The organism is Paenibacillus marchantiophytorum, assembly GCF_014640555.1.
GTDB lineage: Bacteria > Bacillota > Bacilli > Paenibacillales > NBRC-103111 > Paenibacillus_E > Paenibacillus_E marchantiophytorum.
The window spans coordinates 26,702-50,596 of record NZ_BMHE01000035.1; the positions used below are offsets into that span (position 1 = coordinate 26,702).

At 46.4% G+C, this 23,895-nt stretch carries 28 protein-coding genes and 1 riboswitch; of the genes, 25 read left to right on the plus strand and 3 right to left on the minus strand.

Translation table 11 applies throughout. The annotated features are described in order from the left end of the window. Positions 1-112: 112 nt before the first annotated feature. The 16 genes from IEY34_RS25385 (at position 113) to IEY34_RS25460 (ending at position 15,099) form a co-directional block, all read left to right on the plus strand. Complete coding sequence (locus IEY34_RS25385; RefSeq protein WP_189016774.1) at positions 113-526, plus strand: Asp23/Gls24 family envelope stress response protein; 414 nt, start codon at positions 113-115, stop codon at positions 524-526. An 87-nt stretch (positions 527-613) separates the two neighbouring features. Next, positions 614-1,174, plus strand: a complete 561-nt coding sequence (amaP, locus tag IEY34_RS25390) for an alkaline shock response membrane anchor protein AmaP (RefSeq protein WP_189016777.1) — start codon at positions 614-616, stop codon at positions 1,172-1,174. 14 nt (positions 1,175-1,188) lie between these two features. Continuing rightward, the gene (locus IEY34_RS25395) at positions 1,189-1,416 is read left to right on the plus strand and encodes a DUF2273 domain-containing protein (RefSeq protein WP_189016780.1); all 228 of its coding nucleotides are present in this window, start codon (positions 1,189-1,191) and stop codon (positions 1,414-1,416) included. A gap of 128 nt (positions 1,417-1,544) precedes the next feature. Next, the gene (gene nusB / locus IEY34_RS25400) at positions 1,545-2,003 is read left to right on the plus strand and encodes a transcription antitermination factor NusB (RefSeq protein ID WP_189016783.1); all 459 of its coding nucleotides are present in this window, start codon (positions 1,545-1,547) and stop codon (positions 2,001-2,003) included. Positions 2,004-2,106: 103 nt separating this feature from the next. Further along, positions 2,107-2,973 carry a bifunctional methylenetetrahydrofolate dehydrogenase/methenyltetrahydrofolate cyclohydrolase FolD gene (folD, locus tag IEY34_RS25405; protein WP_189016787.1) on the plus strand — a complete coding sequence of 289 codons (867 nt, stop codon included), beginning with the start codon at positions 2,107-2,109 and terminating at the stop codon, positions 2,971-2,973. A gap of 8 nt (positions 2,974-2,981) precedes the next feature. Beyond that, positions 2,982-4,352, plus strand: a complete 1,371-nt coding sequence (gene xseA, locus IEY34_RS25410) for an exodeoxyribonuclease VII large subunit (protein WP_189016790.1) — start codon at positions 2,982-2,984, stop codon at positions 4,350-4,352. Next, complete coding sequence (gene xseB / locus IEY34_RS25415) at positions 4,339-4,593, plus strand: exodeoxyribonuclease VII small subunit (protein ID WP_189016793.1); 255 nt, start codon at positions 4,339-4,341, stop codon at positions 4,591-4,593. Before xseA ends, xseB begins: the two co-directional genes overlap by 14 nt. 49 nt (positions 4,594-4,642) lie before the next feature. Further along, entirely contained in the window at positions 4,643-5,500 is an 858-nt protein-coding gene (locus IEY34_RS25420; protein ID WP_189016962.1) for a polyprenyl synthetase family protein, read from the plus strand. Positions 5,501-5,609: 109 nt separating this feature from the next. Next, positions 5,610-7,496 carry a 1-deoxy-D-xylulose-5-phosphate synthase gene (gene dxs / locus IEY34_RS25425; RefSeq protein WP_189016796.1) on the plus strand — a complete coding sequence of 629 codons (1,887 nt, stop codon included), beginning with the start codon at positions 5,610-5,612 and terminating at the stop codon, positions 7,494-7,496. A gap of 37 nt (positions 7,497-7,533) precedes the next feature. After that, complete coding sequence (locus IEY34_RS25430) at positions 7,534-8,370, plus strand: TlyA family RNA methyltransferase (protein ID WP_189016799.1); 837 nt, start codon at positions 7,534-7,536, stop codon at positions 8,368-8,370. A gap of 141 nt (positions 8,371-8,511) precedes the next feature. After that, on the plus strand, positions 8,512-8,961 hold the full coding sequence (gene ahrC / locus IEY34_RS25435; RefSeq protein ID WP_189016802.1) for a transcriptional regulator AhrC/ArgR: 450 nt from the start codon (positions 8,512-8,514) through the stop codon (positions 8,959-8,961). Between the two features lie 15 nt (positions 8,962-8,976). Next, positions 8,977-10,707: a DNA repair protein RecN gene (gene recN, locus IEY34_RS25440; protein WP_189016805.1), complete on the plus strand. Its 1,731-nt coding sequence runs from the start codon at positions 8,977-8,979 to the stop codon at positions 10,705-10,707. Between the two features lie 118 nt (positions 10,708-10,825). Beyond that, positions 10,826-12,166 carry a SpoIVB peptidase gene (gene spoIVB, locus IEY34_RS25445; RefSeq protein WP_189016966.1) on the plus strand — a complete coding sequence of 447 codons (1,341 nt, stop codon included), beginning with the start codon at positions 10,826-10,828 and terminating at the stop codon, positions 12,164-12,166. Positions 12,167-12,399: 233 nt separating this feature from the next. After that, the gene (gene spo0A / locus IEY34_RS25450; RefSeq protein ID WP_189016808.1) at positions 12,400-13,194 is read left to right on the plus strand and encodes a sporulation transcription factor Spo0A; all 795 of its coding nucleotides are present in this window, start codon (positions 12,400-12,402) and stop codon (positions 13,192-13,194) included. A gap of 600 nt (positions 13,195-13,794) precedes the next feature. Then, on the plus strand, positions 13,795-14,250 hold the full coding sequence (locus IEY34_RS25455) for a DinB family protein (RefSeq protein ID WP_189016811.1): 456 nt from the start codon (positions 13,795-13,797) through the stop codon (positions 14,248-14,250). A gap of 333 nt (positions 14,251-14,583) precedes the next feature. Then, on the plus strand, positions 14,584-15,099 hold the full coding sequence (locus tag IEY34_RS25460; RefSeq protein WP_189016814.1) for a DUF402 domain-containing protein: 516 nt from the start codon (positions 14,584-14,586) through the stop codon (positions 15,097-15,099). Positions 15,100-15,174: 75 nt separating this feature from the next. Here IEY34_RS25460 and IEY34_RS25465 read toward each other — a convergent pair whose 3' ends face one another. Further along, on the minus strand, positions 15,175-15,288 hold the full coding sequence (locus IEY34_RS25465) for a YjcZ family sporulation protein (protein WP_189016832.1): 114 nt from the start codon (positions 15,286-15,288) through the stop codon (positions 15,175-15,177). A 341-nt stretch (positions 15,289-15,629) separates the two neighbouring features. Between IEY34_RS25465 and IEY34_RS25470 the strand changes: the two genes are divergently transcribed. Beyond that, a complete protein-coding gene (locus IEY34_RS25470) occupies positions 15,630-15,836 on the plus strand; it encodes an XRE family transcriptional regulator (RefSeq protein WP_189016835.1) in 207 nt (68 codons plus the stop codon). A gap of 122 nt (positions 15,837-15,958) precedes the next feature. On the opposite strand, the gene IEY34_RS25475 is transcribed toward IEY34_RS25470, so the two are convergent. Beyond that, entirely contained in the window at positions 15,959-16,051 is a 93-nt protein-coding gene (locus IEY34_RS25475) for a YjcZ family sporulation protein (RefSeq protein ID WP_145655433.1), read from the minus strand. Between the two features lie 361 nt (positions 16,052-16,412). Here IEY34_RS25475 and IEY34_RS25480 point away from each other — a divergent pair, with 361 nt between their 5' ends. From IEY34_RS25480 to IEY34_RS25490, 3 genes are all read left to right on the plus strand, one after another. After that, positions 16,413-17,369, plus strand: coding sequence for an MBL fold metallo-hydrolase (locus IEY34_RS25480; protein ID WP_373291337.1), 957 nt, complete (start codon positions 16,413-16,415; stop codon positions 17,367-17,369). Between the two features lie 7 nt (positions 17,370-17,376). Next, complete coding sequence (locus IEY34_RS25485; protein WP_189016838.1) at positions 17,377-17,844, plus strand: SRPBCC family protein; 468 nt, start codon at positions 17,377-17,379, stop codon at positions 17,842-17,844. 79 nt (positions 17,845-17,923) lie between these two features. After that, the gene (locus tag IEY34_RS25490; RefSeq protein WP_189016841.1) at positions 17,924-18,349 is read left to right on the plus strand and encodes a hypothetical protein; all 426 of its coding nucleotides are present in this window, start codon (positions 17,924-17,926) and stop codon (positions 18,347-18,349) included. 52 nt (positions 18,350-18,401) lie between these two features. On the opposite strand, the gene IEY34_RS25495 is transcribed toward IEY34_RS25490, so the two are convergent. After that, positions 18,402-18,977 carry a guanylate kinase gene (locus IEY34_RS25495; protein WP_189016844.1) on the minus strand — a complete coding sequence of 192 codons (576 nt, stop codon included), beginning with the start codon at positions 18,975-18,977 and terminating at the stop codon, positions 18,402-18,404. A 169-nt stretch (positions 18,978-19,146) separates the two neighbouring features. Between IEY34_RS25495 and IEY34_RS25500 the strand changes: the two genes are divergently transcribed. The 5 genes from IEY34_RS25500 (at position 19,147) to IEY34_RS25520 (ending at position 23,890) form a co-directional block, all read left to right on the plus strand. After that, positions 19,147-19,377 carry a hypothetical protein gene (locus IEY34_RS25500; protein ID WP_189016848.1) on the plus strand — a complete coding sequence of 77 codons (231 nt, stop codon included), beginning with the start codon at positions 19,147-19,149 and terminating at the stop codon, positions 19,375-19,377. Positions 19,378-19,425: 48 nt separating this feature from the next. Further along, positions 19,426-19,632: riboswitch (cobalamin riboswitch) on the plus strand. Positions 19,633-19,774: 142 nt separating this feature from the next. Continuing rightward, on the plus strand, positions 19,775-21,475 hold the full coding sequence (cobJ, locus tag IEY34_RS25505) for a precorrin-3B C(17)-methyltransferase (RefSeq protein WP_189016851.1): 1,701 nt from the start codon (positions 19,775-19,777) through the stop codon (positions 21,473-21,475). Between the two features lie 19 nt (positions 21,476-21,494). Continuing rightward, positions 21,495-22,454: a sirohydrochlorin chelatase gene (locus IEY34_RS25510; RefSeq protein WP_189016854.1), complete on the plus strand. Its 960-nt coding sequence runs from the start codon at positions 21,495-21,497 to the stop codon at positions 22,452-22,454. Next, positions 22,454-23,236 carry a precorrin-6A reductase gene (gene cobK / locus IEY34_RS25515; RefSeq protein WP_189016972.1) on the plus strand — a complete coding sequence of 261 codons (783 nt, stop codon included), beginning with the start codon at positions 22,454-22,456 and terminating at the stop codon, positions 23,234-23,236. The genes IEY34_RS25510 and cobK overlap by 1 nt, the downstream gene beginning before the upstream one ends. Positions 23,237-23,239: 3 nt before the next feature. Beyond that, positions 23,240-23,890 (plus strand): precorrin-8X methylmutase, encoded by a 651-nt coding sequence (locus IEY34_RS25520; RefSeq protein WP_189016857.1) that lies wholly within the window; start codon positions 23,240-23,242, stop codon positions 23,888-23,890. Positions 23,891-23,895: the final 5 nt, after the last annotated feature.

Sequence of the window (23,895 nt, forward strand, 5' to 3'; positions counted from 1 at the left end):
AAATGGTATAGTAATAAATTAAGATAGCTTATCCATTCCTTGGATCAAGCTCTAGGAAAAAGTTCATTTTACGAAGCGTAGTTGCTTCACAAAAATCTAAGGAGGTGCCCCAATGAGCACAATCGCTCCGGATTACGTCAAAACAGATATAGGCAGCATCCAGATTGCCCCCGAGGTTATTGAAATCATTGCCGGTTTGGCAACGGTAGAAGTCCAAGGTGTAGCGGGGATGAGTGGCGGATTAGCTGGCGGTATTGCTGAATTGCTTGGACGCAAAAATTTGTCCAAAGGCGTAAAGGTAGAAGTCGGACAACGTGAAGCGGCCATTGACGTCTCCATCATCATTGAATATGGAAACCGAATTCCAGAAGTTGCAAGTGACATTCAAAACAATGTGAAGAATGCCATTGAATCAATGACAGGCTTAAACGTTGTTGAGGTTAATGTTCATATTCATGATGTGCATTTTAAACAGGCAGAGAAACCGGTTGAAGAAGAAACAGCAGCTGCCCATCGTGTGAAATAGGCGGAATTGCTGCATCCATATGGATCAATTGAAACCCCCTACAGGTTGCAGGGGGTTTCCTCTAACTTAGGAAGGGGACAAGCTTACGTGGGTAAAATTGTGGACAGGCTCTTGCTTCTTCTTTATAGTCTAATTATTTTAGTTGCTTCTATCGTTGTATTGTTCACAGCTTCAAGCTGGATCCCGTTAGAACAAGCAGGTCAAACATTGAGTAATTTCTATTTTGACAAAAACTATGCCTACCCAGCTATTACAATCAGCTTGATCATGCTGCTTATCTCGGTTCGCTTTCTCATCCTGACTCTCCGTCGCGGCCGCGCTCAAGCGCCGTCTATCGATCAAAGAACAGATTTTGGGGATATCCGCATTTCGATTGAGACCGTGGAGAATCTTTCGTTGAAAGCTGCGGGACGTACCAAAGGGGCCAAAGATCTTAGAGCGCGCGTAAGAGTGAACCAATCCGGCCTAGAAATTACGATTAGAACGATTGTTGATGGAGAAAGTTCGATTCCAGAATTAACGGAAGAGATGCAAAATACTGTGAAAAGTTACATAGAAGACATTACCGGCATTCCAGTTGCTTCCGTAACCGTATTCGTTGCGAACATCGTGCAATCAGCTCCAACTTTTAAAAGCCGAGTCGAATAGAGGTGAACCCACTCATGTGGAATGAGCTTTGGGCGTCCCATAGGGGCAAAGTGTGCGGAGTGGCAGCAGGCGTTTTTTTTGGCTTCATTTATTTATTTTTTGGATTTTGGGACATGTTGATCTTTGGTTTCATCGTTTTGCTCGGATATTATATCGGCAACAAGCTGGATCGCAAGGAAAGTTTCGTCATGCTGGAAGACATTTGGCGCTATCTCACGCAAAAATGGAGAATGTTTCGCTAAAATCCCTGGTTCATCCATGGATTTTTTTGTTTGGATTCATTCCAATATGACGTATACTAGTAAAAAGAGTTTTAAGGACGAAGAACAGAAGTCAGTTTTGCCAGAGCAAAACGTCTAGGAGGACCATAATGAAACGCAGAGTGGCACGAGAAATTGCTGTACAAAGTCTTTATCAAATTCAGATGAACGAGGCAACCCCTCAGGAAGCTGTGCAAGTCGCGATTCATGAAGCAGAGAATGACAATGAGACAGGTCTGGATTTCAAAGGGGAGAAAATAGATCCGGTCTATATTGTAGAATTAGTTGAAGGAACCTATAGTCATAAAGTTAGCATCGACGAGCTGCTGGAAGAGTACCTCAAAGGCTGGGCTATGGACAGGCTCTCACGTGTGGATCGTGAAGTGCTGCGTTTGGCTGTCTACGAAATGTTATATAGAGACGATGTTCCACCAAAAGTTGTCGTGAATGAAGCGATTGATCTGTCGAAGCATTATGGGACAGACGAGTCTGGCAAGTTCGTGAATGGCGTTCTGGGTAAAATGATTAAGGAAGTCGACGACCTCAAAAGCAAAGTATCGCCGTCATAATTTAATTTGATAATACGAACCATTTCTATATAGCAAGCGATGTATTCGTAAGTACTACCTTACGATGTTAGCTTATCCACGAAAATTCTGAGGGGGAAATAGCGTGTCTGGACAAGTTATTAACGGAAAAGAATTGGTAAGTTCCATTCGTGAGGAGATCAGGAGAGATGCAGCGGCACTAACAGCTGGCGGCAATCAACCTGGTCTTGTTGTTGTTATTGTGGGGGAAGATGCTGCTTCACAGGTTTACGTTAGAAATAAGGCAAAAGCATGTGATGATGTAGGGGTATATTCGGAAGTCCATAGCCTGCCTGAGCAAACGACACAACAAGAATTAATTGATCTGATTCACCGATTTAATAGCGATAGCCGAATTAACGGAATTCTCGTTCAATCCCCACTGCCAAAGCATATCAATGAAGAAGCCGTTGTGGATGAAATTGACCCGTTGAAAGATGTGGATTGCTTCCATCCAGTGAACGTCGGCAATTTGATGATTGGCAAAGACGGCATGAAGCCTTGTACCCCACATGGGGTTATCGAAATTCTGAAACGTACGGGCGTTGACATTGCAGGCAAGCATGCTGTAGTTGTCGGGAGAAGCAATATTGTCGGTAAACCGATGGCTATGCTGCTTTTGCGTGAGCACGCTACCGTATCGGTCGTTCATTCCCGCACTCCGAATATGGAGGAAATTACGAAGCAAGCCGACATTCTCGTTGTAGCTGTAGGGAAGGCTCATTTGATCAAAGCACATCATGTGAAACCAGGCGCAGTTGTTATCGATGTAGGGATGAATCGTCCAGCTGACGGGAAGTTGACAGGAGACGTTGACTTCGAAGCGGTAAAAGAAATTGCCAGTGCAATCACACCTGTACCAGGTTGTGTGGGACCGATGACAATCACCATGCTGCTGCGCAATACGGTTGATGCCGCAGCACGTGCAGCCAAATCGAATGTGAGTGTTTAATCGGGCTTATGGCGAGAAACGACACGAAGATCTTATCGGTCAAGGAATTAAATCGATATATTAAACTGTTGCTTGAAGGCGATTCCCGTCTTCAAGATGTCTGGGTGCGCGGTGAAATCTCCAATTTCACCCATCATTCCAGTGGGCATATGTATTTCACGATCAAAGATGCCGAAGGCAGATTGAAAAGCATTATGTTTGCTTCTCATAACCAGAAGCTCGGATTTATTCCCAAAGAGGGAACGAAAGTGATCGCTCGCGGCAATATCTCCGTATATGAAAGAGACGGAGCTTATCAGTTCTATGTCACCGCGATGCAGCCGGATGGCATCGGCAGTCTGTATCTGGCCTTCGAGCAGCTGAAGAAGAAGCTCGAAGTCGAGGGGCTGTTCGCCGCGGAGCGCAAGAGACCGATTCCTCGGTTTCCGCGCGCGATCGGCGTAATCACGTCGCCAACTGGAGCCGCGGTGCGTGATGTTATCATCACGCTGCAGCGCCGCTACCCGTCGGTTCAGATTCTTCTGTACCCTGTGCTGGTACAGGGCGCGCAAGCGGGGCCTTCGATCGTTAAGGCGATCGAAGCCATGAATAGACTCGGGGAAGCCGATGTGCTCATCGTAGGCCGCGGAGGCGGCTCCTTGGAGGAGCTGTGGGCGTTCAACGAGGAGATCGTCGCGCGGGCCATCGCCGCCTCCGCTATTCCCGTCATCTCGGCCGTCGGCCATGAGACGGACTTCACGATCGCGGACTTCGTCGCCGATCTGAGAGCGCCGACGCCTACGGCGGCGGCTGAGCTCGCGGTGCCGAACCACCTCGAGCTGAAGCAACAGCTGGCGCAGCAGTCGCAGCGGCTGCACTACGGGCTGCTTCAGCAGCTGCGCCGCAAGCAGGAACGGCTGGAGCGCGCGAAGCGCTCCGCGTTCCTGACGAACCCCCGCAGGCAGCTGCTCATGCAGCCTGCCGAGCGGCTCGACCGGCTGGCGGAGCAGCTCGGTTACCGCATGCGCCAGCGCGTCGCCAAGCTGACGGAGCGCCACATGAAGCTGGAGCGCAGCTTATCCAGCTTCAACCCCAAAGAGCAGGCCGTGTTCGCGAAGAGCCGCCTGGATACAGCGGGGCGGCAGATGCTCACGGCCATGCAGACCCTCCTGCGCTCGAAGAAGCAGGAGTGGCAGTCAGGCGTCCGTCACTTGGACGCCCTCAGCCCGCTGAAGGTCATGCAGCGGGGCTACAGCTTGGCGTATGACGACCAAGAGCAGCAGCTCATTCGTTCCGTTACCCAAGTACAGGTGGGGGATACGGTGAAGATTCGCCTGAAAGATGGCCGATTGAATTGTCAGGTATCGGGGATGGAGGAGAACAAAGATGTCAACGAGTGAAACCGAAGTTAGCTTCGAACAAGCGATTGAGCAGCTGGAGCGCATAGTGGCTCAGTTGGAGAGCGGGGATGTACCGCTGGAGAAAGCGATTGAATTGTATCAGGAAGGCGTTCGACTCTCGCATCTATGCGGGGTGAAGCTTGAACAAGTGGAAAAGAAAATTGAGATGCTGGTTGAAGGGGAAGCAGGCACTGTAAGCAGAAAGCCTTTCCAACCTGCCTTGGAAGATAAGGGGAATTAGGTTGAAGACGACGTCCACCATTCAGGAATATATCGCTTCCCATGTCGACATGGTCGAAGCTGCATTAATACAAGCATTGCCCGCAAAATGGGATGTTCCCAGTTCTCTTAGGGAGTCTATGAACTACTCCTTAATGGCAGGGGGCAAAAGACTGCGCCCAATCATGGTGCTCGCGGCAGCGGAGGCTCTTGGAGGCTCCCAGGCAGCGGCCTTGCCAGTAGCCTTGGCCATCGAAATGGTTCATACCTATTCGCTGGTTCACGATGATCTGCCGGCAATGGACAATGATGATTACCGCCGAGGCAAGCTGACGAACCACAAGGTCTACGGAGAAGCTATGGCTATTCTGGCCGGAGACGCGCTGCTCACTCAAGCGTTCTACAGCGTCACCAGAGCTCACCGAGAGCACGCCATCCCAGCAGAGCGGGTGCTTGCCATTACCGAGGAACTGGCCGTATATGCTGGAGCTCGCGGGATGGTAGGCGGTCAAGCCGCGGATATGCTTGGCGAGCAAGGGCTAACCAAGCTCGAGGAACTGGAATTCATTCACTTGCACAAAACAAGCGATCTCATTGTCTTCTCCTTGCGCGCAGGCGCTCATATCGCTGGGGCCACGGAAGCGCAGCTTAGTGCTTTGACGGACTTCGGCAATGCAATCGGGTTAGCTTTTCAAATTCAGGACGATATTTTGGATATTATCGGCGATGAACAGAAGCTGGGCAAACCGGTCAAAAGCGATGAGAAACAGCAAAAGGTGACGTATCCTTATTTCATCGGACTCGAAGCTTCCGAGAAAAAAGTAAAGGAATTAACGCTTCAAGCCAAAGCGGCGCTCCTTCAAGCCGACCTGGCGAATCCAGAGCGCTTGCTGCAACTGGCGGATTATTTGATGCAGCGAGACCACTAGGTTGGGGGCACCGAACAGTGCTCTCTTAGGTGGACTTACACGATTTACCCAAAACTATGATATAATGGTGGAATCTTAGCATTTTCACATTGAAAGTGAGGAAACAAGCGTGCTGCTCGAACAAATCAATCGGCCTGAGGACTTGAAACGGTTATCCTTGACGGAGCTTGAGACATTGGCAGGTGAAATCCGTCAATTTCTGATTGAAAAGCTGTCCGTTACAGGCGGACACCTTGCCCCGAACTTAGGAGTGGTTGAGCTCACTATTGCTTTACATACCATGTTCCACAGCCCGTATGATAAATTGATTTTTGACGTGGGCCATCAAGCTTACGTTCACAAAATTTTAACCGGTCGCAAAGATAAATTTGATACATTACGCAAATACAAAGGGCTTTGTGGCTTTGTCAAACGTTCCGAAAGCGAACATGACGTCTGGGAGGCAGGACACAGCTCAACTTCTCTCTCCGCCGCTATGGGGATGGCGATGGCTCGCGATTTAAAAGGTGAACACAACAAAGTTGTTGCCATTATTGGTGATGGCGCAATAACTGGTGGCATGGCGCTGGAAGCCATGAATCATATTGGTCACGAAAAGAAAAATATTATGGTCATTCTGAATGACAACGAAATGTCCATTGCGCCTAACGTAGGTGCTATTCATAATTATTTAAGCAAAATTCGTTCGGATCGTCATTATTTGAAAGCCAAAGAAGAAGTCGAACATTTACTGAAGAAAATTCCTGCCATCGGCGGCACGCTAGCCAAAACAGCGGAAAAGCTGAAGGACAGTCTGAAATATTTTGTTCTCAATGGCGTTTGGTTCGAAGAGCTTGGTTTCACCTATATTGGTCCTATCGATGGACACAATTTGCATGTACTATTCGAAACACTTAAGCAAGCAGAAAAAGTAAACGGTCCTGTGCTGGTACATGTCGTTACAACCAAAGGAAAAGGCTATACACCTGCGGAAAAGGATTCGCATACATGGCATGGCCTGGGACCTTACAAGATCGAATCAGGCCAAGTGCTTAAATCCGTAGGTCCCCCTATGTATACAGAAATTTTTGGCAATACATTAATCGAACAGGCTGAGAAGGATTCACGTATTGTTGCTGTGACACCTGCCATGCCTGGCGGTTCCGGACTGCTGAAATTTGCGAAGCATTTCCCTGATCGGATGATTGATGTTGGGATTGCGGAGCAGCATGCGGCTACTTTGTGCGCGGGTCTGGCTAGTGAAGGGTTGAAGCCTGTTTTTGCCGTATATTCAACGTTCCTTCAGAGAGCATATGACCAAGTCGTGCATGATATTTGCCGCCCTAAGCTGAATGTTACATTCGCAATTGACCGTGCCGGTTTCGTTGGACCTGATGGGGAAACGCATCAAGGGGTATACGATATTTCCTTTTTGCGGACATTGCCGAATATGGTTTTGATGATGCCTAAGGATGAGAAGGAACTTCGTGACATGATGCAAACGGCACTTGAATACGAGGATGGTCCGATTGCCTATCGTTACCCACGCATCAATGGGATCGGAGTTAGTATAGACGAAGAGCCAACAGCGATTCCGATTGGGAAGTGGGAAACACTTCGTGAAGGCGACTATGCCGCAGTGTTGGCTGTCGGTCCAATGGTTCAACTAGCTTTGGATGCTGCGGAGCAGTTGTCCAAAGAAGGCATTCATCTGCGTGTTGTGAATGCACGATTCATCAAACCGCTCGACGAAGCTTACTTGCTGCAGCTTGCCAGCGACTCCATTCCAGTCATTACAATGGAAGAGGGGACAATCCAAGGTGGTTTCGGAAGTGCGGTGTTGGAATTTTATGCAGGTCACAATGTCGTTGGCATGCATGTGAACGTGATGGGAATTCCGGATTACTTTGTGGAGCATGGCTCCGTGAAGGAACAGCGTGAAGAAGTCGGTCTTACAACGACTAATTTAATTGCAGAAGTTAAGAAGCTAGTACCACGTAAACGACAACGGGCCTAGGCCTCGTAACGATACGAATAGGAGTTACACAAACACAATGTCAGCATCGGATAAAGAACGAGTAGATATATTGCTTCTTGAACAAGGCTATTTCGAAAGCAGAGAAAAAGCAAAGGCCGCCATTATGGCAGGCCTTGTTTTTGCTGATGAAGAACCTGCAGACAAAGCCGGCATGAAGATTAGCCGGAAAGCTGTATTGAGAGTAAAGGGCGCGCTGCATCCTTACGTCAGTAGAGGCGGACTTAAGTTGGAGAAAGCGCTCCAACAATTCAGCATTGAGCTGAACGGGGCCGTTATGTTGGATATTGGAGCTTCAACAGGAGGCTTCACCGACTGCGCGCTGCAAAATGGGGCGTCATCCGTATATGCGGTTGATGTCGGTTATAACCAATTGGACTGGTCGCTGCGAAACGATGAGCGGGTTCACGTGATGGAGAGAACGAATTTCCGTTATACGAAAGCCGAAGATCTGAACGGGCCGCGACCAACGTTTGCAAGTATTGACGTTTCCTTCATCTCGTTGCGCATCATTCTGCCGCCGCTCAAGGAGATCTTATTGGATCAAGGGCATGTTGTTGCTTTAATCAAACCGCAATTCGAAGCTGGCCGTGAAAAAGTCGGCAAGTCCGGGGTCGTTCGCGATCCGGCTGTTCATGCGGAAGTTCTTCATACAGTGCTTACGTTTGCTGAAGAGCTTGGATTTCGATTAAAAGGTTTGACGTATTCTCCCATTACTGGCGGCGAAGGGAACATTGAATTCCTGGCTTATTGGTCAAGTAATTCCCAAGGTGAAGCTTCTTATGTTGACGCCGCGTCTCTGAAAGGGTTTATTGCCGAGACGGTCAAAGAAGCCCAGAAATTGCATGGCAAATAAACTCATCTTTGCGAACGCCTTTTGCGGCCCAGAGATGGGTTTTTTCACTTCATAAAAAGGTTTTCCAAGTAAATCCGCGAATTATGAGGATAGGTCGTCGAACAAAAATCAGAAAATTACTTTTCACATAGAGGTGTAAGTATGAAAGGTCAAAGGCATGTAAAAATCAGAGAAATCATAACGAACAATGAGATCGAAACACAGGATGAATTGGTGGAATCTCTGCGAGCCGCCGGTTTCCATGTCACGCAAGCAACCGTATCCCGCGATATCAAAGAGCTGCACTTGATCAAGATTCCTTTGGATGATGGGCGTTATAAATACTCCGTGCCTGCTGATCAACGCTTCAATCCGATGCAAAGGCTGCGAAGAGCGTTAAGCGATCATTTTGTCAGCATTGATTCTACCGACAATCTGGTTGTAATGAAATGTTTGCCGGGGACTGCGAATACGATCTGTGCACTTATTGATAATTTGGAGTGGCATGGTGTCATGGGAACGATCTGTGGCGATGATACCATTCTCGTTATTTGCCGCGGCAAGGAGAACAGTGGTACGTTTGTTAATGAAGTAATGTCCTTACTATCTTAATGCCAGGAGGCGCAGATGCTTACAGAACTTTCGATACGTAATTTGGCCGTAATTGAACATGTACATATTCGTTTCAAAGCAGGTTTTCATGTCCTGACAGGGGAAACCGGAGCCGGTAAGTCCATCATTATTGATGCGCTTACGCTTATTGTAGGGGGCAGAGGGTCGTCAGACCTGGTCCGGTATGGCGCTGACAAAGCGGAGATTGAAGCGATGTTTGAATTGCCGCCATCTCATCCGGTTTGGCATACGCTTACAGAAATCGGCATCCAGGCGGATTCCAGCGAACATTTGCTGATACGGCGTGAGATTACGGCTACTGGCAAAAGTTCAAGCCGGATTAACGGCCAACTTGTTAATTTGACGATGCTGCGCAAAACGGGTGAATGGCTGGTTAATATTCACGGGCAGCATGAACATCAATCTTTATTAAATGTCGAAGAGCATTTGCACTCACTTGATTTATTCGGAGATTCGGACATTCAGGCGGCTAAAAAAAGCTATCAAGCAGCTTATGATGAATATATGAAACTTCAAAAGGATCTGCGCGATATTCAAGAAACGAGCAAACAAGCGCTGCAAATGCTAGATCTTTATCGTTTCCAGATTGATGAGATTTCAGCAGCGAAGTTGAAAATTGGTGAGGATGAAACGCTCGCGGAAGAGAAACGCAAGCTCGCCAATGCGGAGAAATTGTATCAGAGCAGTTCGGAGGCGTATGACTTTCTCTATGCGACCAATCGCGGATTAGATGCTGCCGGCAAAGCCGTTTCTCGTATTCAAGATATTGTTCAGCTTGATCCTACGAAACTGGCTCCACTCTTGGAGCAAGCACAATCGGCCTACTATCAACTCGAAGACGCAGCTTATCAACTGCGAGATTACCGGGATGGCATTGAATTCAATTCTTCGCGATTGGATTTTATTGAACAAAGATTGGATACAATTACGTCTCTTCGCCGAAAATATGGAGAGAATATAAAAGAGATCCTCACCTATTTGGAAAAAATCAAAACCGAAGTGGACACCATTGAAAATAAAGACGAGCATATCCGAAAAATAGAAGAAAAACTGCTCGTCTTGGAAAAACAGCTCAGCGTTGCTGCGTTGGATCTGTCCAATCTGCGCAAAGGGATCGCTCAACAGCTAGGTGTTCAGATCGAACATGAGCTGCGTGATCTCCAAATGGAGCGGACCCAATTCCGTGTTCAGGTGGAACAGGCGGTCGATGAACGAGGCGGTATCGAAGTTGAGGGCAAGAAAGTTCGCTATTCGCGTCACGGCATTGATCAAATCGAATTCCTGATGGCTCCGAACCCTGGTGAACCCTTACGTGGCTTGAGCAAAATTGCTTCTGGCGGGGAGCTTTCACGGATCATGCTCGCGATGAAGACTATTTTTGCAAGGATCGATCAAATTCCTGTTCTTGTCTTTGATGAAGTGGATACTGGTGTCAGCGGTCGCGCGGCGCAAGCTATCGCTGAGAAAATGTCCGTGCTGTCGACAACATGCCAAGTATTCTCAATTACTCATTTGCCTCAAGTTGCCAGCTTCGCCGATGTTCATTTCTATATCCGTAAAGAAGTGGATCAAGAGAGAACGTTCACTCGTGTGCAAGACATGCCGGATGCGGGGCGCATTGAGGAATTAGCCCGCATGCTCGGGGGCGTGGAAGTGACGGAAACGACGCTGCATCATGCAGGGGAAATGCTTGCCATGGCAAGAAATAAGAAATCAAGGGTATAAAAGTATAGATAGTCATCATTTTCAGTTATAAAACAGGGGGACTGGGGTTAACTTATAGGTACGCATTTGACGACGATGTTCGTCAGGGCCCTAGGATGTGTGAAGGAGCGTGAAGATATTGCAATCCAGCAAAAGAAAAAGATTGTTCGGACTCCTGCTCGTCTTCTTCGTTTGTATGGTAAGTTTGTCTCCGCCTTTTCAAAGCTTTGCCTCCTTTCCTCAAGAACTTCGCTTATTCAGCGGCCAAGGGAAGCAGTTACAATTAACGATGCCGGTGAGCGCCCAAGTGACGGTCAAGGATACGGACATTGTAAAAGTAAATGGCAATGCCCAGCACTCATTTCAAGTTAATCTGAACGAACCCATCTCTTTGCAATCTGATCATTCTGGGCAGACCGTAATGAAGCTCAAACTGTTCGGAGCCATCCCCATCAAGACGGTTAAAGTGAACGTCGTGCCAGATTTGAAAGTGATTCCTGGCGGTCAAACAATCGGCGTGAAAATTAAGTCGGCCGGTATTTTGGTTGTAGGCCATCACTTGGTAACCGTTGCCCAAGACCAAAAAGTTTCGCCAGGGGAAGAAGCCAAGATTCAAGTTGGCGATCTCATTACGAAGATTAACGGCAAGGATTCCAGGGATGTAAGCAAGATTGCCGATCTGGTTGCCAAATCGGGAGAGAGCAAATCGCCGCTTGATCTGAAAATTCTTCGCAACAATGAAGAAATTTCTGTGAAGCTGCAGCCTGTTTACGACATCGTGGACAAGTCTTATCGCTTAGGATTGTATATTCGAGATTCCGCAGCTGGTGTTGGTACCTTAACCTTCTATGCACCTGATCAGGGCGTCTACGGAGCTCTGGGGCACGTTATTACCGACATGGATACCCAAACACCTATTATTGTAGGTGATGGCGATATCGTTTACTCGAACGTTACATCCATCTCCAAGAGCCACAATGGAGATCCAGGAGAGAAACATGCTACGCTGTATAAAGACAGTAAAGTAATCGGCAATATCGAGAGAAATACCGCCTTCGGTATTTTTGGCAAAATGTATGCAGCTCCTGACCACAGCTTGGACAAAGAAGCCATTCCAGTTGCTTTTGCCGAAGAAGTGAAGGAAGGTCCAGCCCAGATCTATACCGTTGTAGAAGGTCAAAAGGTTGAGAAGTTTGACATTCAGGTCGTTCATGTGTCCAAACAAGATTTTCCGGGAACGAAAGGTATGGTTATCAAAATTACAGATCCTCGCTTGCTGGATAAAACGGGCGGTATCGTGCAAGGCATGAGCGGCAGTCCCATTATTCAAAATGGCAAACTAATCGGTGCTGTGACTCATGTATTCGTAAACGATCCAACAAGCGGCTACGGCTGTTTCATTGAATGGATGCTTCAGGACTCAGGAATTATCCTCAGACCTTCATCAGCTAGTCCCGACAAAGAATCAAAGGCGAGTTAGTGGCCTTTGATTCTTTATTCTATTTTAACCTCATTCTACATCTGTATATGCATTTTGAAGTGTTAATGTCGAAAAATGTAATATGAAGAAGATAAATATACTATTATATAAGAAAGTGAAATAAAAGAAAAGAAAAATAATATTCGACAGAAGGAATTTATGTTGGGGTGTCGAATACCTTTACACAAGAGAGAATTAACTAACTGTTTAATAGCCTAAAGGAGGATTTAAAGTTGCAAAAAATTCAAGTATTACTAGCTGATGATAATCGTGAGTTTACCCATTTGTTGTCTGAGTTCATTGGTGAACAAGAAGACATGGAAATTGTAGGTGTAGCGTACAACGGCAATGAAGTTCTTCGCTTTCTTGAACAACAACGAGAGCTGCCGGATGTGCTCATTTTAGATATCATCATGCCGCATTTGGATGGTCTGGGCGTACTTGAAAAGATGCGTGAAATGAATCTTCCGTCCCAACCGAAAATCATCATGCTTACTGCATTTGGCCAAGAAAACATTACTCAAAAAGCAGTGCAGCTTGGAGCTTCTTACTACATACTTAAGCCATTTGATATGGAAACGTTAACGAACCGGATTCGTCAACTTGTAGGCAACAATCAAGCAACAGCTACAACATCAACTTCACGAGCCAATGTTGTACATATGCCAAAAGGCAAAAACTTGGATGCCAACATCACGAGCATCATACATGAAATTGGCGTTCCTGCACATATTAAAGGATATCAATATCTGCGCGAAGCGATCACGATGGTCTACAACAACATCGAAATTCTCGGTGCGATTACGAAAACCTTGTACCCGGCAATTGCCGAGAAGTACAAAACAACGCCTAGCCGCGTTGAGCGCGCGATTCGCCATGCGATTGAAGTCGCTTGGACCCGCGGCAACATCGACAGCATTTCGTTTATCTTCGGATACACGATCAACATTTCCAAATCGAAACCGACAAATAGCGAATTTATCGCGATGGTCGCTGATAAGCTTCGCATTGAGCATAAGGTTTCTTGAGAGCGTTAGGGGTATTGAATAGGAAGTGAATTGAGGAAGAACAAAAAAGAATCACCTGATTATAGGTGATTCTTTTTTTTGCGCTCCTACACTAAACAAACTAGCATATTTCAGCTACCTTATTCTCAGCGTATCGAACCACGCCATCATGACGGGGCGTCCAAAGCGATGACGAACCCAATACCCTTTATTTAACCTAAATGAGGTATTTGTAAAATCTAATGAATTCCCAGAACGTTATCTCGAGCAAACGGTCATCATTCCGCTTATCTGCTGCTCGATAACGCCTATTGAGTTCATTATGATCGCCAAAGTAGCCAATTTCTCGTGTATAAGCATCATACAGTTCATTAGAGCGATAGATTGATTGCGCGGGGATCGGGCGGGTAGTGCGCGAAGAGGCAGGGGCGCGGGCAATGAATCGGCGAGCATGCGGCGATTAAACTCCCTCGGGCAGGATAATCTAACCAATTCCTTGGAAGTGTTACTGCAACAAGGAATTCCACAAAAAAGGTTGTTTTAGTTCATTCAAATGATTAAACTAACGGATAATAACAGTAGCGTTCAAGTAATTGATGAGATGAAGAGGGGGAAACCGAAATGAAGACGATCAAGTGCATGATGAACCACCTGTACTGGGCGGACGGACGCATCTTGGATGCGCTCGAGGAGAGTGAGAAGAAGAACAAGGACCTTCTGAAGCTGGTTCGGCACGTCGCGGTCGCGGAACGAGTCTGGTTGTCCCGATTACAGGGCAAGGGCACCACGCAGTATTCGTTGTGGGAGGAAGCGGAAGAGCTGGCGGGGATTCGGACGATGTTCGAAGATAACGCCGAGCAATATCGCGTCTATATCGAAGGGCTCGAGGAATCCGAGTTGGACGAGATGATCGACTATGCGAACCAGAGCGGGGTTCCGTTCCGAACGTCCGTCCGGGATATCCTGTTGCAGGTCCTCTTACATGGGCAATATCACCGGGGACAGATCAACCGGGCACTTCGGATCGAATCGGCAGAGCCTGCCCAAGTCGATTACATCACGTTCGCGAGGCTCTAACAGGGTTTTATAATCACCGTTACTCGTAATGGGATTGGCATAGAGAAGCCAGCAAACCCTTGAGTTTGCTGGCTTTTTGCACTTCAAACTTATTTGTAACCCAACACTTTCGGTCGTTTGCGCAAAATCTTACCGTGACTTGCTCTTCCTATGGTGAAAGACCAGCCAAGCGATAGCAATCGTGCCGAGGACGAGCGGAATGCCGAGGGCAAGCGTGTAACCTAAGTGAAAGAGACTCATTTTCAAAATTACCTCCTCATAAAAACACCTAATCTTAGCATGGAAAAAAGAGGAAGATATTATGTAATGAATGTCTAGAAAGGTCTGGAAAACATGAGTAATCAAATCACAATTAAAGCGCTAAAATACGGGAATCACAAGCACTATGAATGGACCTCAACTGTCTTGGAAAGAACGGACACCTACATCATTGTTTTAAGTGAATACGGAAGAAAACTGCATCATCACACGAAGCAAACGGTGTTTACTGTTAATAATTGGAGCATTGAGTTTTTTTCATTTGACTCCTGGTTTACGGTGAGTGCCGATATTATGGATGGGCGTATCCATCAGTTCTATTGCAATATTAATGAGCCGGCAAAAAGCAGTCCATATGAGGTTACTTTTGTTGATTTGGATCTGGACTATGTCCGGCGGCAGGGGGAATGGCTGGTTGTGGACGAAGACGAATTCTTGGTGAATGCAGTAAAGTATGCATATCCTGATTCGTTAATCCAGCAAGCAAGAAATGAACTGGAGCACCTAAGGCAGCGCATTCAAGACAATACATTTCCATTTGATGGGACGATCGAACGCTTCATTTCTTGCATTCCTGAGCAATGGGTATGATACTCATTTACATAGTAAACATGCAAAAGCTACCTGTTTTCACAGGCAGCTTTTGTTTATTTGTTAGAAATCAGATTACCAAACAAATGCGCTAGTGATGATAACGAGCAAGATGAAAAGAACCAAAATTGCTGCAGAATTATTGTAGCCTACACCAGTTCCACAACCTACGCCACCTACGTATGACATTTAAAATCACCCTTTCGTAAGGAATTCGTGTGTCTTACAGAATTAATGTATGACAAATGCGTATGGATGTTTGGGCAAAGGGAAGGAATGTGCTAATGCCCCTATTGGACATCCTGCCGGAAATTTAATCTAATATTCAGGTAAGGCGGCTGACAAAGGAGTAGAATAAGGTTATTCACAATTTGGACAAAATAGATAGGAGTGATGGTTGTGAAAATGTTCAAAAATTTTCTACAAGGTTTCTTTTTCGCTTTTGTCTCCATTGGTGCGCTTCCTTTTTTACTTGTCAAAAGCTTTTTTGAAAACTATTTCTAAGGGACGGATGGAGGCTGCGCTGCACAATGAAATATGAGCTCGGGCGCTGCTTGCTGAATGTTCGGCTTCATGAGTCCGGCATGACCGTTCAGGAACTTGCGCAGACACTGCAAACGAAGCCAGAGAAGCTGGTTGATTTTATGGACAACAAAAGAATCATGCCGTTGAAATCGGCTATCCAAATTGCGGCAACCTTACGGTGTGAGGTTACTCAGTTATATGAATTGATCTAAATCCGGATGGATTGATATAGGCAATAGCAAGAGCACTCTGATCTTCAGAGCGCTCTTTTCTTGTTTTTGAATGTGAAAAAGCCGCCTATTAGAATAGGCAGCTCTCTCTGTACAGTTTGGAATTACCAAACAAATGCACTAGTGATGATAACTAATAAGATGAAAAGTACCAAAATAGCTGCTGAAGAATTATAACCGCCAGTTCCACAACTCATCCGAATCAACCTCCAAGTTTGAAGTGGTTTGTGTTTCGAGATAGCTTATGACTATTTTGATGGAATGCTTGGGCGCGATGATGGATTGTGCTATTGCCCCGATAACCGAAGAATTTTGGAACCTTACGATGAAAATTTACGTTATTACATCTAGTCAATTTTTTTTTGTATATCGGCATAGGAAAACTAAAAGACTGATTCACAAAAGATCAGCTTGGAGGCCGCGAAGGTGTTATTGACTTGGATTGTTATTGTTGCAGTAGTTGTGATTTCAGTCATTATTTTTATGAATGTGTACCCGCAGTTTGGGCGAAAACCCTCAAAGGTGAAAATCCAGGAGTTAGCGGGTTCCCCGCAGTATATCAACGGGAAATTCCAAAATCCTGTGCCTACGATGATGGACACGAGCCTGAAGACATCATTAAGCATTTTGCGTGATTTTTCGAAAAGCAGCCCGAATCGGCGCCCTGCGAGTCCGCCTGGTATGGATGTTCCTTCTTTCGAGTTGGATAGGGAAACGAAGGTCACCTGGTTTGGCCACTCGGCATCGCTTCTAACCATTGACGGGAAAACGCTGCTCTTGGATCCGATGTTCGGCCGGGCTCCTTCGCCATTTCCTTGGTTTGGCAAAGGCAGATATAGCGGCGGATTGCCTTTTGAAATTGCTGAATTACCGGAGATTGATGCTGTTCTGCTATCGCATGATCATTATGATCATTTGGATTATGGATCGATTATGAAATTAAAGCATAAGGTGAAACAATTTCTAGTTCCGCTGGGTGTTGGCGGCCATTTGATTCGTTGGGGCATCAAAGCTGAATCAATTGCGGAGTATGACTGGTGGGATGAGTTGACTTTCGAAGGTCTTAAGCTGGCTTGCACACCGGCAACCCACTTCTCGGGTAGAAGCTTAACAGACCGCGGTGCTACGTTGTGGTGTTCGTGGGTGATTCAAGGTCAGAAGTCGAAAGTATTCTTCAGTGGCGATAGTGGGTATGCACCACATTTTAAAGAGATAGGTAACAAATATGGTCCGTTCGATCTGACATTAATGGAATGCGGTCAATATGATGAACGTTGGTCGGATATTCATATGATGCCGGAAGAAACCGTTCAAGCGCATCTGGATGTGAAAGGGAAGCTGCTGATTCCGATACACTGGGGAGCTTTCACGCTGGCGATTCACGACTGGAACGATTCGGTGTCACGCGCCGTCAGAGCAGCGCATGAGAGCGATGTTGCGATTGCAACTCCCAGAATAGGTCAAACCATTCATGTACAAGCTGCAGAGTATCCGCAGGCTCCTTGGTGGAGATAAGTATCGTATGCCATTAATCAGGCAAGAATTACTGATCCATGCGCCGATTGATGTGGTCTTTGATTTAACGCGGAGCATCGATATCCATGAGGCGTCGACCTCCCAAACGAAGGAGAAAGCGATAGCAGGCAGGACCAGTGGTTTCATTGAACTCGGCGAGACAGTCACTTGGGAAGCCGTTCATTTGGGCGTCAAACAGCAGTTGACGGTTCAAATAACGGAAATGGACAAACCAACGTATTTTGTCGATGAAATGGTGCGGGGAGCCTTCCGAAGGTTCCGGCATTCCCACCACTTTTATACGGAGGAGCAAGGAACACGTATCGTCGATACGTTTGATTATACCTCACCTTATGGCGTATTGGGAAAGTTGGCTGATTGGTTGTTCCTGGAGCGATATATGGCTAATTTCCTGAGCAAACGCAACCAGTTTATCAAGGGCCAAGCGGAGGATTTAGCGAAGTCAACTCGTTGAGAACTGGATACTCAGTCAGTCACATGGTATTATGGATTAGGTTGGGAGTTCGAAATGAATCAGGAGCGAAGAAAAATCTATGGCTGAACAGAAAAGTGAAAGAAAATTTCATTTCATGGGTGTACTGCTTGGAGTAGCCGTTGATAACTTAGGAACTTATATATCGACTGCATTATTTGGTAGTATATATTTTGCGGGACGCCCTGTGAATGAAGAAGCGATAAAAGCGATCTATTCGAATATTGGATTATTGTTTATCTTAATGGTCATGGGTCTGTTTTGGTCATTTTTCGGAGGGTTCATCGCGGCAAAGGTAGCAAAACGAGCCGAATATTTCAATGCAGCTATCATCGGTGTTATCGGGGCAGCAATTGGCTTTGATTCGATGCTGACGGATCATGGGGTTCCCCTGTGGTTCGAATTGATTGGCTTTGTTGTGATTATTCCAATTTCCTTGTTAGGCGGCTATGTAGCCTTGAAAAGAAAAAAGGCACCATTAAAGTAAAAAAAAAGAGACTCGGGATTGATTCCGGGTCTCTTGTCATTATATCGCTGAATCAGCTTGTTGTCGTAGGTATGTGGGCAAGCATCGTTGCTTTCACTTTGTTGATCGTTTCTTGCAGATCCATGTTTTCAAAGACATGCTCGCAGTCTTTGCGATAGGAGACTTCCTCTATGTAATGATTCATATAGTGATCGATGACGTCTGTTGAGGTATTGTGGGCGAGAAGGCGTTCCATGATGGTTTGTTTGTTCACATAGATGAATAAGCGCACCGCACGTTCTCCATAAATGTATTTGAAACGGTTGGCGGCGTAACGATTTACAATGACATAAATCATTCCGTTTTTGCGCAGGGATTCATCGATGTCAGCTTTCTTAATGCCGTAGAAATTCCCGTCAATTTCGGCGGTTTGAAAAAACTCACCAGCAATATCACTTTCAATAAAAGCGTTCCGCGTGGTGAAGTTGTAGTCCTTGCCGTTGATTTCTTTCGGTCTTGGTGTGCGGGTCGTATACGAAACAACGGACGAGAAGCCAAGTTCTTGGGCAATGCGGTGGGCAATGGTTTTGCGACCCGAACCGCTTGTACCGGTAAACACAAACACCAACCCATTGTCATGACTACTCATATCAATTCCTCCTTCATGATTAATATGAAAGCGATATCTTGATAGTTTTATTATAGTATGAAAATTCAGAAAATTAAAGCAATACTTTTGAAAAAGAAAAGAATGTTTAGCAGTGTCTTATCGTATACTAAATAGGAATAGATTGTTTCATAGAAAGGAAAATTAAAGAATGCCCAAATATGCGAATGCAAGTGCGGAAGCTACGGCTTTTTTGAGCGAGCGAACAGGCAGCAGCCAGTTAGAGTGTTTCACTTATATTGATCCGGAACAAGCGGACAACAGCTTTTTTATCGTAAAAACAAGCAATAAAGTTATTCATGTCTCGTTCGCGGAAATTAACTTTGATCCGACAAATTATCGGAGTTTACTAGAGGGTTTGTATCGTGCAATCTATGAATAAGTAAATTACGTGACAAAGCCTATCAATAGATGATAGGATGATTCTAATTGCATATCAAAGGATTTAGGTGCTGTATGTCTCCATGCGCATATAGTTTAAAAGGGAAGACCGGTGAAAAACCGGCACGGACCCGCCACTGTAATAATCAAGCCGTGCAATAACGGCAGCTCCTTGCAGCAAGTCACTGGGTATATACCTGGGAAGACGCAAGCAGTTGATTAAAGTCAGGAAACCTGCCTAAATCAACAACACAATAACCCTACGAGGACTTAGGCCGTGTTAGAGAGCGGTTACTCCTGGTTCATTGACTTGTAGTAATTTACCAAGCATTTCTAACATGTCTCATGTTTGAAATGCTTTTTTTGTTAGCTTAAATAGGGAGAAAGGGTGATCCGAAATGGCAGGAAAATTGCTCATTATTGGCTTTGGCCCAGGGAGCTTTGAACATATTACCAAACGCGCAAGGGAAGCCATACAAGAGAGTGAAATCATCATTGGATATAACACCTATGTTGATTTGATTGCCGGCTTATTGTCGGAACAGCAAGTTGTCCGGACGGGGATGACGGAAGAAGTTAGTCGTGCTCAGGAAGCTGTCAGACAAGCTAAACTAGGCAAGAAAGTAGCTGTCATCTCGAGTGGAGACGCCGGCGTATACGGGATGGCAGGGCTAGTGTATGAAGTGCTGATGGAGCAAGGGTGGAAACGTGAAGGCGGCGTAGAGGTTGAAGTTATACCGGGGATTTCGGCAGTGCACTCTTCCGGTTCGCTGCTCGGAGCCCCTATTATGCATGATTCTTGTACAATCAGTTTAAGTGATCATCTGACACCATGGGAGTTAATAGCGAAGCGGGTAGAAGCCGCGGGAATGGCCGATTTCGTGATTGCGCTGTATAACCCTCGGAGTGGCAGAAGAACTAGGCAAATTGTGGAGACGCAGCGAATTTTGTTGAAATACCGTTCCCCGCTTACACCGGTTGGCATTGTGAAAAGCGCGTATCGGGATCGCCAGCATACGGTTGTGACAACTCTCGAAGACATGCTGAATCATGATATCGGCATGCTGACTACGATTATTATCGGGAATTCCGCGACCAAGTTATATGAAGGTCTTATGATTACACCCCGCGGTTATCAGCGGAAATATACCTTAAGCGCAGAAACGCAGCCTCTGAAACCTCATCAAAGATTGAAGTCGGAAGCAGAGCCATGGGCACTGGAGCAATTGGAAGCGGAAGCGGATTTCGATGAGTCCTTTGAAGCTTATGATGAAGAAGGCGAGCTTATTGAAGATGATGAGTCTGAAGAAATTGCTGAGCCAGCGCTGCTCAAGTCATCCCCACAAGCGCAATCCAGCAATTCCTTGCAATTGGCGATGGAAGCATTGCAGTTGGTCTCCCAAGGGAAGGATAGTCCGGCTTTGGCGTTCGACTCTAAGTTGATTGCGACACAAGCGATTTTTGAGTTTGCTGTCAGTCCTGGCGTCGCGAATAAAAAAATGTCAGCTGCGCAGTTGTGCGCTCTTGGAGAGATTGTCGGAGACCGTGGGGATATTGAATATTCCCCTCATCATCAGTTGATCGTTCGCGTACAAACCGATGATCCGAATCGAATTACTTCAGAGCTTAGCGCGCTTGGCTTGCTGTTGTCGCCCATCGGTGATGTTGCGCAAATAAAAGCATGTGATTTTTGCAATTTGGAAAAAGGCGACTCCATCCCTTATGCGGAAGCCATTCATAACCGAATCGGCAATTTGGAAGTACCCAAAGAATTGAAGATCGGTTTCAACGGCTGTGGGATGGCGTGTTATGGTGCTGTTCAGCAAGATATCGGCATTGTTTATCGCAAGGAGAAGTTCGATTTATTTCTTGGAGGTAAAACCGTTGGCAGGAATGCCCATGCTGCTCAGCCCGTAGCTGAAGGCATTGAGCCAAATGAACTGGTGGATTTGGTGACGCGAATTGTCGAGCGGTATAAGAAAGAAGGACATCCGAACGAGCGCTTTCATAAATTTTTCAAACGTGTCAAAGAGATTGAGGGATATCGCCATCAAGAAGCTGTAGGCTTCGTCATTGAAAATGCGCTTTGCGGCGATTAGGAATGGGAGGAAATAAGAAATGAATGCTGTTCTATTTGTGGGGCATGGCAGCCGGGAAGAAGGCGGCAATGAAGAGGTTCGTCTGTTCGTTTCGGAAATTGCGAGCAAGATGAAAGAACAAATTGTGGAAACTTGTTTTCTGGAATTTGTACAACCTACCATCATGCAAGGAATTGATCGTTGTATAGAATTGGGTGCCACACACGTTGTTGTCATACCGATTATTTTGTTTTCGGCCGGGCACGCCAAGATTCATATCCCTGCAGCAATCGATGAGGCCAAGACGAAATATCCGTTGGCGAAATTTACATATGGCAGACCGATTGGTGTGCATGAACAAATTCTCGACATTTTAACCTCCAGATTGGAAAATCTAGGTGTTCGCACTGAGGATGAGTTGGAAGAAACAGCTCTGCTGATTGTAGGACGTGGCAGCTCCGATGCGGATGCGAACAGCGATCTTTTCAAAATTTCCCGTTTATTCTGGGAGAAACTCAAAGTGCAGTGGGTTGAAACAGCATTCATCGGGGTAACAGCTCCGCTTATGGATGCAGGCATTGAACGCTGTCTGCGGCTTGGTGCGAAGAAAGTGATTATATTACCTTACTTCTTGTTTACTGGCGTGTTGATTCAACGTATGGAGCAAATGGTTCAAGGGTATCGTGCGACATATCCGGAGCAGGAATTCGAATTGGCACCTTACTTTGGATTCCATCCGCTGCTGCAGGATATTCTGATTGGCCGAGCACAAGAAGCTCTCCAAGATGAAGTGAAGATGAATTGCGACATGTGCCAATATCGTTTGGAAGCAATGAAGCATATCGACCATCACCATCATCATGATCACGACGACCACCATCATCATGACCATGACCATCACGACCATGATCATCATAATCACGATCACGACCATCACGATCATGACCATGATCACCATGATCATAAACACGACCATGCGCACACAGGAGGCACCAAATGATCATTCTCGTGCTTGCAGGTACTAGTGACGCCCGCGAACTGGCTCTGAGAATTCGCGCAGCAGGATATGAAGTGCTGACGACGGTCGTAACGGAAAGCGCTGCGAAGAGCATGGAAGCCGAAGGCCTGCCCGTTCTCACAGGCCGCTTAACCGCAGAAGACATGAACCAGTTGATACGGGATAAGGGGATTCCCCTTGTCGTTGATGCAACGCACCCGTTTGCGGAAGAAGCTTCAAAGAATGCGATGAGCGCTGCCAAACTGGCTGAGGTTCCTTATGTTCGCTTTGAGCGTCAGAGCCTCACGATCGAACAAGGCGCGTTAATTACGACCGTCGACGATTATAAGCAAGCTGCTGAGCTTGCAGCCGATAAACGAGGCAATATTATGCTCACAACCGGCAGCAAAACGTTGAAAATCTTTGCGGATAGATTGGTGGGACTGCCGGACACAAGACTGATTGCGCGCATGCTGCCACGTCAGGATAATATGGAGAAATGCGAAGAGCTAGGTATTGAGCAAAAAAATATTATCGCGATGCAGGGCCCATTCTCCAAAGAACTAAACAAAGCCCTGTACGATCACTATAAAGTCACTTTGATGATTACCAAAGAGAGCGGAAAAGTCGGTGCTGTGGATGAGAAGCTTGAAGCAGCGCTGGAAATGGGCATACCAAGTATTGTCATTGGCAGGCCTGAGCTGGAATATGGAACACTATATTCCGAGTTCGAAGGGGTTATTCAGTTCATAAATGATAGTATCCAGATCCACAAGGAGGCGTAATCAATGGATTTTCATACAGAATTTAAACCATTAACCGTGCAACCACAGGAAATCGAGGAGAAAAGCTTTGAGATGATTACCGAGGAACTTGGTGAGCACCCTTATACTGCGGAGCAATATCCAGTCGTTCAGCGGGTCATTCATGCATCTGCGGATTTTGAACTTGGACGCAGCCTCGTCTTCCACCCGCGAGCGATCGAAGCCGGAATTGCGGCTATCCGGGCAGGTAAAATCGTTGTTGCCGATGTGCAAATGGTCCAAGTCGGAATAAGCAAACCTCGTATTGAACAATTCGGTGGAGATGTGCGAGTTTACATCTCCGATAAGGATGTTATGGAGGAAGCGAAGCGATTAAATACGACACGGGCGATTATTTCTATTCGCAAAGCGATCAAAGAAGCAGACGGCGGCATCTATGCGATTGGGAATGCACCGACAGCGTTGCTCGAATTGATTCGACTCGTTAAAGAGGGGATCGCAAAGCCAGGACTTATCGTAGGTGTGCCGGTTGGATTCGTATCCGCAGCGGAGTCCAAGGATGAGTTAGCGAAGCTGGATATTCCATTCATCACGAATATAGGCCGTAAGGGCGGCAGCCCGGTTGCCGTGGCAGCCGTCAACGCGCTGTCGATTATGGCGGCGCGCAAGGAGTAGCGCCG

What these genes read in the sequence shown, in the direction of transcription:
- IEY34_RS25460 (WP_189016814.1), top strand. Translation starts at nt 14,584, where the DNA reads ATGAGTAATCAAATCACAATTAAAGCGCTAAAATACGGGAATCACAAG.
- IEY34_RS25470 (WP_189016835.1), top strand. Translation starts at nt 15,630, where the DNA reads ATGAAATATGAGCTCGGGCGCTGCTTGCTGAATGTTCGGCTTCATGAG.
- IEY34_RS25455 (WP_189016811.1), top strand. Translation starts at nt 13,795, where the DNA reads ATGAAGACGATCAAGTGCATGATGAACCACCTGTACTGGGCGGACGGA.
- IEY34_RS25395 (WP_189016780.1), top strand. Translation starts at nt 1,189, where the DNA reads ATGTGGAATGAGCTTTGGGCGTCCCATAGGGGCAAAGTGTGCGGAGTG.
- cobJ (WP_189016851.1), top strand. Translation starts at nt 19,775, where the DNA reads ATGGCAGGAAAATTGCTCATTATTGGCTTTGGCCCAGGGAGCTTTGAA.
- recN (WP_189016805.1), top strand. Translation starts at nt 8,977, where the DNA reads ATGCTTACAGAACTTTCGATACGTAATTTGGCCGTAATTGAACATGTA.
- IEY34_RS25420 (WP_189016962.1), top strand. Translation starts at nt 4,643, where the DNA reads ATGGTCGAAGCTGCATTAATACAAGCATTGCCCGCAAAATGGGATGTT.
- IEY34_RS25490 (WP_189016841.1), top strand. Translation starts at nt 17,924, where the DNA reads ATGGCTGAACAGAAAAGTGAAAGAAAATTTCATTTCATGGGTGTACTG.
- ahrC (WP_189016802.1), top strand. Translation starts at nt 8,512, where the DNA reads ATGAAAGGTCAAAGGCATGTAAAAATCAGAGAAATCATAACGAACAAT.
- IEY34_RS25430 (WP_189016799.1), top strand. Translation starts at nt 7,534, where the DNA reads ATGTCAGCATCGGATAAAGAACGAGTAGATATATTGCTTCTTGAACAA.
- IEY34_RS25520 (WP_189016857.1), top strand. Translation starts at nt 23,240, where the DNA reads ATGGATTTTCATACAGAATTTAAACCATTAACCGTGCAACCACAGGAA.
- IEY34_RS25385 (WP_189016774.1), top strand. Translation starts at nt 113, where the DNA reads ATGAGCACAATCGCTCCGGATTACGTCAAAACAGATATAGGCAGCATC.
- IEY34_RS25510 (WP_189016854.1), top strand. Translation starts at nt 21,495, where the DNA reads ATGAATGCTGTTCTATTTGTGGGGCATGGCAGCCGGGAAGAAGGCGGC.
- xseB (WP_189016793.1), top strand. Translation starts at nt 4,339, where the DNA reads ATGTCAACGAGTGAAACCGAAGTTAGCTTCGAACAAGCGATTGAGCAG.
- IEY34_RS25500 (WP_189016848.1), top strand. Translation starts at nt 19,147, where the DNA reads ATGCCCAAATATGCGAATGCAAGTGCGGAAGCTACGGCTTTTTTGAGC.
- IEY34_RS25495 (WP_189016844.1), bottom strand. Translation starts at nt 18,977, where the DNA reads ATGAGTAGTCATGACAATGGGTTGGTGTTTGTGTTTACCGGTACAAGC.
- IEY34_RS25485 (WP_189016838.1), top strand. Translation starts at nt 17,377, where the DNA reads ATGCCATTAATCAGGCAAGAATTACTGATCCATGCGCCGATTGATGTG.
- nusB (WP_189016783.1), top strand. Translation starts at nt 1,545, where the DNA reads ATGAAACGCAGAGTGGCACGAGAAATTGCTGTACAAAGTCTTTATCAA.
- IEY34_RS25465 (WP_189016832.1), bottom strand. Translation starts at nt 15,288, where the DNA reads ATGTCATACGTAGGTGGCGTAGGTTGTGGAACTGGTGTAGGCTACAAT.
- IEY34_RS25475 (WP_145655433.1), bottom strand. Translation starts at nt 16,051, where the DNA reads ATGAGTTGTGGAACTGGCGGTTATAATTCTTCAGCAGCTATTTTGGTA.
- xseA (WP_189016790.1), top strand. Translation starts at nt 2,982, where the DNA reads ATGGCGAGAAACGACACGAAGATCTTATCGGTCAAGGAATTAAATCGA.